This is a genomic window from Oerskovia rustica (genome assembly GCF_014836555.1).
Lineage (GTDB): Bacteria > Actinomycetota > Actinomycetes > Actinomycetales > Cellulomonadaceae > Oerskovia > Oerskovia rustica.
Genome location: NZ_JACSQQ010000012.1, coordinates 54,874 through 62,436, shown reverse-complemented (window position 1 = coordinate 62,436; position 7,563 = coordinate 54,874). Strand labels below are relative to the sequence as shown.

The following is a 7,563-nucleotide window of genomic DNA, read 5'->3' as shown; positions in this document are numbered from 1 at the left end:
GGGGGGGGGGGGCCCGTCGCCGTACGGACGAGCCTCAGACGTCGAGCGGGGCGACGGTCACGCCGAGCTCTGCGAGCTTCGCGGCACCGCCGTCGGGGGCCGTCAGGACCCAGATGCCGCCCTCGAGGATGGCGACGCTGTGCTCCCAGTGGGCCGCACGCGCGCCGTCGTCGGTCACGACCGTCCAGTCGTCCTCGAGCACCTGCGTGAAGCGCTCGCCACGGGTCACCATGGGCTCGATGGCCAGGCACATGCCCGGCTTGAGCCGCGGCCCACGCTCACGTGTCCGGTAGTTCAGGACGTCCGGCGGCTGGTGCATCGACGTACCGATGCCGTGCCCGACGTACTCCTCGATGATCCCGTAGGGCACACCGTCGGTCGCGGCCGACGCCTCGATCGAGTCCTCGACCGCGTTGCCGACGTCCCCCAGACGCTCGCCGGTCGCCAGGGCGGCGATGCCGGCCCAGAGCGCCCGCTCGGTCGCCTCGACGAGTGCGACGTCCGCCGCGTCGGCCTCGGGCAGGACGAACGAGAACGCGGAGTCCCCGTGCCAGCCGTCGACGATCGCGCCGCAGTCCACCGACACGACGTCGCCCGGGAGCAGCTCACGCGTCCCCGGGATGCCGTGCACGACCTCGTCGTTCACCGAGACGCACAGCGTCGCCGGGTACCCGTGGTACCCCAGGAACGACGGCGTCGCGCCGGCATCGCCGATCACGGCCGCCGCCAGCGCGTCCAGGTCCGCGGTCGTCATGCCGGGACGCACCGCCGAGCGGACCGTGGCGAGCGCGTCGGCGACCACCAGCCCTGCCCGGCGCATCGTGCGCACCTGGTCGACCGTCTTGTACTCGATCTTCTCGCGACCGAACACTTCGCGTTCCTACCGTCCCCGGGTCAGCCGACGAGAGGCGCGAGCGCCTCGACGAGACGCTTGGTCACGTCGTCGATCTCACCGATGCCGTCGACCTGGGCCAGGAGGCCCCGCTCGGCGTACGCGGACGTCAGCGGAGCGGTCTGCTCGGCGTAGATGTCGAGACGGCGGGCGATCGCCTCCTCGGTGTCGTCCTCACGGCCCTCGATCTCCGCACGCTTGCGCAGGCGGGCGAGGAGCTCGTCGCGGTCCGCGGTGAGCTCGAGGACGGCGTCCAGCTCGACACCGAGGTCGGCGAGGATCCCGTCGAGCTCGACGACCTGGGCAGCGTTGCGCGGGTAGCCGTCGAGGATGAAGCCGCGCGCGACGTCGTCCTGCGCGAGGCGGTCACGGACCATGTCGTTCGTCACCGAGTCGGGGACGAGCTCACCCTTCGCCGTGTACTCCTGCACCAGCTTGCCCAGCTCGGTGCCGCCCTTGATGTTCGCACGGAAGATGTCGCCCGTGGAGATCGCCGGGATGCCGTAGTGCGCCGCCAGGCGAGCCGCCTGGGTGCCCTTGCCGGCCCCCTGGGGACCCATGATGATCAAGCGCGCGGAGCCCTCGGACGAGGTACCCGCAACGGGAGTCGTGTCGGTCAACGCAAGAACCCTTCGTAGTGACGCTGCTGCAGCTGCGAGTCGATCTGCTTGACCGTCTCGAGGCCGACGCCCACCACGATGAGGATCGAGCTACCACCGAACGGGATGTTGGTGCTCACCCCCAGCAGGACCAGGACGAGCGTCGGGATGAGCGCAACGAGCGCGAGGTAGATGGCACCCGCGGAGGTGATGCGGGTGATGACGTAGTCGAGGTACTCCGCCGTGGGGCGGCCGGCCCGGATGCCCGGGATGAAGCCGCCGTACTTCTTCATGTTGTCCGCGACCTCGTCCGGGTTGAACGTGATGGCCGTGTAGAAGAAGCAGAAGAAGACGATGAGGACCACGTAGATCGAGATGTGGATCGGCGAGGCCGGGTCCGCGAGGTACTTGGTGACCCACTGGACCCACCCGGCCGTCGTGTCGCCGAACTGGGCGATGAGGCCGGGGACCGCGAGCAGCGACGACGCGAAGATGACCGGGATGACGCCGGACATGTTGATCTTGATCGGGATGTAGGTGCTCGAGCCGCCATACATCTTGCGTCCGACCATCCGCTTCGCGTACTGGACCGGCACACGGCGCTGGGACTGCTCGACGAAGACGACCAGGCCGATGACCAGGACGATGACCGCGATCATGATCGTGAAGTTGATCGCGCCGTTCGAGCCGCCCGCGATCGACCAGAGAGCGAGCGGGAAGCTGGCCGCGATCGACGTGAAGATGAGGAGCGACATGCCGTTGCCGACACCGCGCTCGGAGATCAGCTCGCCGAGCCACATGATGAGGCCGGTACCCGCCGTCATGGTGATGACCATGATCGCGGACGTCAGGAAGCTGTTGTCCGGGATGACCGGGACGGGGCAGCCCGGGAAGAGCAGCCCGCTGCGGGCCGTCGTGATGACGGTCGTCGACTGCAGGACCGCGAGGGCGATCGTCAGGTAGCGCGTGTACTGCGTGAGCTTCGCGGTACCGGACTGGCCCTCCTTGTGCAGAGCCTCGAAGTGAGGGATGACCACGCGGAGCAGCTGCACGATGATGCTCGCGGTGATGTACGGCATGATGCCGAGCGCGAAGATCGAGAGCTGGAGCAGGGCGCCACCGCTGAACAGGTTCACCATGCCCAGGAGGTTGTTCTGGCCCTGCGTGTCGATGCACTGCTGGACGTTGGCGTAGTCCACACCAGGGGTCGGGATGAACGAGCCCACACGGAAGATCGCCATGATGGCGATCGTGAACAGCAGCTTGCGCCGCAGGTCAGGTGTCCGGAAAGCCCGGGCGAATGCGCTGAGCACCTATCCTCCTGGCCCGCCGAGGCGGGATGTCGTGTCGCCGGTTGGTCGGCGAGATGTGACGCACCCGGCACGGGACGCCATGGGGCACCTTAGCCGCTGCGCCGCGATGGACGGCAAATTGAGACAACCGGCGATGATTCTACGTTCCCCCGAGCAGCGGCGGCACCGGCGGACCACCCCCAGACGCAGACAGGGCCGACAGCGCATCGCGCTATCGGCCCTGTCCTACGTGTCAGTCCTCCGAGACGGAGCCACCGGCCGCAAGGATCTTGTCCTTGGCGGAAGCCGAGAACGCGTCGACCGCGACCTCGAGCTTGACGGTGACCTCCCCCGTGCCCAGCACCTTGACGAGCTCGCCCTTGCGGACGGCTCCCTTGGCGACCAGGTCCTCGACGGTGACGGAGCCACCCTCGGGGTACAGCGCGGAGAGCTTGTCCAGGTTCACGACCTGGTACTCCGTGCGGAACGGGTTCTTGAAGCCACGAAGCTTGGGCAGACGCATGTGCAGCGGCATCTGTCCACCTTCGAAGCGCTCCGGCACCTGGTACCGAGCCTTCTGGCCCTTGGTACCACGGCCGGCCGTCTTACCCTTCGACGCCTCACCACGACCCACACGGGTCTTGGCCTTCTTGGCGCCGGGGGCGGGACGGAGGTGGTGGACCTTGAGGGTGCCACCAGCGCCGACGGTCTGCTGCGCCTCGGCCTTGGGGGCCTCGGTCGCAGCTGCCTTCTTGGCGGGAGCCTTCTTCTTCGGAGCGTCGGTCGAAGCCTCGACCGCGGTCTCCTTCTTGGCCTTCTCAGCCATGATCACTCGACCTCCTCAACGGCGACGAGGTGCGCCACCGTTGCGACCATGCCGCGGATCTCCGGGCGGTCCTCCTTCACGGCGGTGTCGCCGATCCGCTTGAGGCCCAGAGTGCGCAGCGTGTCGCGCTGATTCTGCTTGCCGCCGATGGCGGACTTCGTCTGGGTCACCTTGAGTCGAGCCATCACGCACCTACCCCAGCTGCACGTGCACGCAGGAGCGCGGCCGGAGCCACGGCCTCGAGCGGCAGGCCACGACGCGCTGCAACAGCCTCAGGCTGCTCCAGGTTGCGCAGGGCCTCGACCGTCGCGTGCACGATGTTGATCGCGTTGGACGAACCGAGCGACTTGCTCAGGACGTCGTGGATGCCCGCGCACTCCAGCACGGCGCGCACCGGACCACCGGCGATAACACCGGTACCCGGGGCTGCCGGACGCAGGAAGACGACACCGGCGGCTGCCTCGCCCTGGATGGGGTGAGGGATGGTGCCCTGGATGCGGGGAACCTTGAAGAAGTTCTTCTTGGCCTCCTCGACACCCTTGGCGATCGCCGCGGGGACTTCCTTCGCCTTGCCGTAGCCGACACCGACGGTACCGTCGCCATCGCCCACCACGACGAGCGCGGTGAAGCTGAAGCGACGGCCGCCCTTGACGACCTTGGACACGCGGTTGATGGTGACGACGCGCTCGACGAAGGCGTTCTTCTCGGCGGCGTCACCACGGCGACCGTCACCACGGCGACCGTCGCGACGAGCGTCGCCGCGGCCTCCGGAGTTGCGGTCGGTCGACTCGTTGGCGGCACCCGTAGGGGCGCCGGTGTTGCTGCGCTGCCCTGCAGCCATCAGAGAATCCTTTGCTTCCGTACCGTGTACACGGTGGTGGTTTCGGCCATCATCACAGGGACAGACCGCCTTCGCGGGCCCCGTCGGCGACTGCAGCCACCCGGCCGTGGTACTTGTTGCCACCGCGGTCGAAGACGACCGAGTCGACACCAGCGGCCTTGGCACGCTCGGCGACGAGCTCGCCGACCTTGCGGGCCTTCGCGCTCTTGTCACCGTCGAACGACCGCAGGTCGCCCTCGATGGTCGATGCGGAAGCAACGGTCTGACCGATCGTGTCGTCCACGATCTGCGCCGTGATGTGGCGCGCGGAGCGCGTCACGACGAGACGGGGACGAGCAGCCGTGCCAGCGATCTTCTTGCGCAGGCGGAGGTGGCGACGCTTGCGCGAGACTGCCTTGCCCTTGCCGAGAACCTTGAGAGCCATCGTTACTTACCAGCCTTTCCGACCTTGCGGCGGACAACCTCGCCGGCGTAACGCACACCCTTGCCCTTGTACGGCTCGGGCTTGCGGATCTTGCGGATGTTCGCAGCGACCTCGCCGACCTGCTGCTTGTCGATGCCCGCGACCGAGAACTTGGTCGGGGACTCGACAGCGAAGGTGATGCCGGCCGGTGCGGCGACCACGACGGGGTGGCTGAAACCGAGAGCGAACTCCAGGTCAGTGCCCTTCGCGGTCACGCGGTAACCGGTACCGACGATCTCGAGCTTCTTCTCGTAGCCCTGGGTGACACCGGTCACCAGGTTCGCGAGAAGGGTGCGGGTCAGGCCGTGCAGAGCGCGCGATGCACGCTCGTCGTTCGGGCGCGTCACCACGAGGGTGTCGGCGTCCTGGGAGACCTCGATGGGGGCGGGGATGGTGTGCTCCAAGGAACCCTTCGGGCCCTTGACCGTCACCAGTGCGCCGCTGATCGTGACATCCACTCCGGCGGGAACCGGAACGGGGATCTTGCCGATACGAGACATGGCGTATCTCTCCTTTCCGATTACCAGACGTAGGCGAGGACTTCTCCGCCCACGCCCTTCTTGGCTGCCTGACGGTCGGTCAGGAGGCCGGAGGACGTGGACAGGATCGCCACGCCGAGGCCACCGAGAACCTTGGGCAGGTTGGTCGACTTCGCGTACACACGCAGTCCGGGCTTCGACACGCGGCGCACACCGGCAAGGGAGCGCTCACGGTTCGGGCCGAACTTCAGCTGGATGGTGAGGTACTTGCCCACGGGCGCGTCCTCGACGGTCCAGCCGGAGATGTAGCCCTCGGCCTGCAGAATTTCAGCAATGTGCGACTTCAGCTTCGAGAACGGCATCTGAACCGTCTCGTGGTAAGCCGAGTTCGCGTTACGCAGACGGGTCAGCATGTCTGCGATCGGGTCGGTCATCGTCATTGGGCTTCAGCCCTTCCTCGCCGGGGTATCTGGCCGGTTCCCCGAGGGGAACCGTGCCAGACCTACGACGTAGTTGTTACCAGCTGCTCTTGGTGACGCCGGGAAGCTCGCCACGGTGTGCCATCTCGCGAACGCAGATACGGCACAGGCCGAACTTGCGGTACACGGAGTGCGGGCGACCGCACTTCTGGCAGCGAGTGTAGGCGCGAACCGCGAACTTAGGCTTTGCGGCTGCCTTGTTGACCAGGGCCTTCTTCGCCATATCAGTTCTGCTCCTTGAAGGGGAAGCCGAGACGGCGCAGCAGGGAGCGGCCCTCGTCATCGGTCGTCGCCGTCGTCACGATCGTGATGTCCATACCGCGGACGCGATCGATCTTGTCCTGGTCGATCTCGTGGAACATCGACTGCTCCGTGAGACCGAAGGTGTAGTTGCCGTGTCCGTCGAACTGCTTGGGCGACAGGCCGCGGAAGTCGCGGATACGCGGCAGCGCGATGGACAGCAGGCGGTCGAGGAACTCCCACATGCGGTCGCCGCGCAGCGTGACGTGCGCGCCGATCGGCATGCCCTCACGCAGCTTGAACTGAGCGATGGACTTGCGGGCCTTCGTGACCTGCGGCTTCTGGCCGGTGATGGCCGAGAGGTCGCGGATGGCACCCTCGATGAGCTTCGAGTCCTTGGCGGCGTCGCCGACACCCATGTTGACGACGATCTTCGTCAGTCGTGCAACCTGGTTGACGTTCTCGTGACCGAACTCTTCGAGGAGGCCGGCGACGATCTCGTCGCGGTAGCGCTGCTTGAGACGCGCGATCTCAGGGGCTTGCAGTTCAGTGCTCATCAGATGTCCTTACCGGAACGCTTGGCGACGCGCACGCGAACCTTGCGCGTACGGCCGTCACGCTCGACCTCTTCGGTGCGGTACCCGACGCGGGTGCCCTTCTTGGTCTCCGGGTCGACGACCATCACGTTGCTCACGTGGATCGGCGCCTCGACGACCTCGATGCCACCGGTACGCGTCCCACGCTGGGACTGACCCACCTTGGTGTGCTTCGTGACGCGGTTGATGCCCTCGACGATCACGCGGTCGGAGTCCGTGAGGACCTCGAGCACGCGACCCTGGCTTGCGCGGTCCTTGCCAGAGATGACGACCACCAGGTCGCCCTTCTTGATCTTCGCCATGTTCAGAGCACCTCCGGAGCCAGCGAGATGATCTTCATGAACCGCTTGTCACGCAGCTCGCGGCCCACGGGGCCGAAGATACGCGTGCCACGGGGCTCGCCGTCGTTCTTGAGGATCACGGCCGCGTTCTCGTCAAACTTGATGTAGGAACCGTCCGGACGACGGCGCTCCTTGGCGGTGCGAACGACGACCGCCTTGACGACGTCGCCCTTCTTCACGTTGCCGCCGGGGATAGCGTCCTTGACGGTTGCGACGATGACGTCGCCGATTCCGGCGTAGCGACGGCCCGAACCACCGAGAACACGGATGCAGAGAATCTCCTTGGCACCCGTGTTGTCGGCGACGCGAAGTCGCGACTCCTGCTGGATCATGTAGTGAACTCCTGTCGTCGAGCTGGTTCTCGCGGAGCGAGCCTTGCCGAACGGATAGCTGTCAGTGCCGGGTCCCTTGCGGGTGAACCGGCCAGGCGCGGCGGGGTCCCGCCGTCCTGTCTACTGGTTGCCGCACCTTGGTACGGCCCGAGACCGGTGGGGGGGGGGGGGGGGGGGGGGGGG

General features: G+C 66.9%; 13 protein-coding genes. All 13 read right to left on the bottom strand.

Going from position 1 to position 7,563, the window contains the following annotated elements; all coding sequences use genetic code 11:
* Positions 1-34 precede the first annotated feature (34 nt).
* Positions 35-871 (bottom strand): type I methionyl aminopeptidase, encoded by an 837-nt coding sequence (map, locus tag H9652_RS08910; RefSeq protein WP_191795918.1) that lies wholly within the window; start codon positions 869-871, stop codon positions 35-37.
* A 23-nt stretch (positions 872-894) separates the two neighbouring features.
* On the bottom strand, positions 895-1,452 hold the full coding sequence (locus H9652_RS08905; protein ID WP_191795959.1) for an adenylate kinase: 558 nt from the start codon (positions 1,450-1,452) through the stop codon (positions 895-897).
* Between the two features lie 56 nt (positions 1,453-1,508).
* Positions 1,509-2,804 carry a preprotein translocase subunit SecY gene (secY, locus tag H9652_RS08900; RefSeq protein ID WP_138825541.1) on the bottom strand — a complete coding sequence of 432 codons (1,296 nt, stop codon included), beginning with the start codon at positions 2,802-2,804 and terminating at the stop codon, positions 1,509-1,511.
* A gap of 232 nt (positions 2,805-3,036) precedes the next feature.
* A complete protein-coding gene (rplO, locus tag H9652_RS08895; RefSeq protein ID WP_138825543.1) occupies positions 3,037-3,609 on the bottom strand; it encodes a 50S ribosomal protein L15 in 573 nt (190 codons plus the stop codon).
* Between the two features lie 2 nt (positions 3,610-3,611).
* Positions 3,612-3,794 (bottom strand): 50S ribosomal protein L30, encoded by a 183-nt coding sequence (gene rpmD, locus H9652_RS08890; RefSeq protein ID WP_030151924.1) that lies wholly within the window; start codon positions 3,792-3,794, stop codon positions 3,612-3,614.
* The gene (gene rpsE / locus H9652_RS08885; RefSeq protein ID WP_030151925.1) at positions 3,794-4,450 is read right to left on the bottom strand and encodes a 30S ribosomal protein S5; all 657 of its coding nucleotides are present in this window, start codon (positions 4,448-4,450) and stop codon (positions 3,794-3,796) included. The genes rpmD and rpsE overlap by 1 nt, the downstream gene beginning before the upstream one ends.
* Positions 4,451-4,502: 52 nt before the next feature.
* Positions 4,503-4,874 carry a 50S ribosomal protein L18 gene (rplR, locus tag H9652_RS08880; RefSeq protein WP_030151926.1) on the bottom strand — a complete coding sequence of 124 codons (372 nt, stop codon included), beginning with the start codon at positions 4,872-4,874 and terminating at the stop codon, positions 4,503-4,505.
* Between the two features lie 2 nt (positions 4,875-4,876).
* A complete protein-coding gene (rplF, locus tag H9652_RS08875; RefSeq protein ID WP_138825545.1) occupies positions 4,877-5,413 on the bottom strand; it encodes a 50S ribosomal protein L6 in 537 nt (178 codons plus the stop codon).
* 20 nt (positions 5,414-5,433) lie between these two features.
* On the bottom strand, positions 5,434-5,832 hold the full coding sequence (gene rpsH / locus H9652_RS08870) for a 30S ribosomal protein S8 (protein ID WP_030151928.1): 399 nt from the start codon (positions 5,830-5,832) through the stop codon (positions 5,434-5,436).
* A 76-nt stretch (positions 5,833-5,908) separates the two neighbouring features.
* Positions 5,909-6,094: a type Z 30S ribosomal protein S14 gene (locus tag H9652_RS08865; RefSeq protein ID WP_012867931.1), complete on the bottom strand. Its 186-nt coding sequence runs from the start codon at positions 6,092-6,094 to the stop codon at positions 5,909-5,911.
* A gap of 1 nt (position 6,095) precedes the next feature.
* Positions 6,096-6,668 carry a 50S ribosomal protein L5 gene (gene rplE, locus H9652_RS08860; protein WP_225227967.1) on the bottom strand — a complete coding sequence of 191 codons (573 nt, stop codon included), beginning with the start codon at positions 6,666-6,668 and terminating at the stop codon, positions 6,096-6,098.
* Positions 6,668-7,009, bottom strand: a complete 342-nt coding sequence (rplX, locus tag H9652_RS08855) for a 50S ribosomal protein L24 (protein WP_030151930.1) — start codon at positions 7,007-7,009, stop codon at positions 6,668-6,670. Before rplX ends, rplE begins: the two co-directional genes overlap by 1 nt.
* 2 nt (positions 7,010-7,011) lie before the next feature.
* Positions 7,012-7,380 (bottom strand): 50S ribosomal protein L14, encoded by a 369-nt coding sequence (gene rplN, locus H9652_RS08850; RefSeq protein WP_021480431.1) that lies wholly within the window; start codon positions 7,378-7,380, stop codon positions 7,012-7,014.
* Positions 7,381-7,563 lie beyond the last annotated feature (183 nt).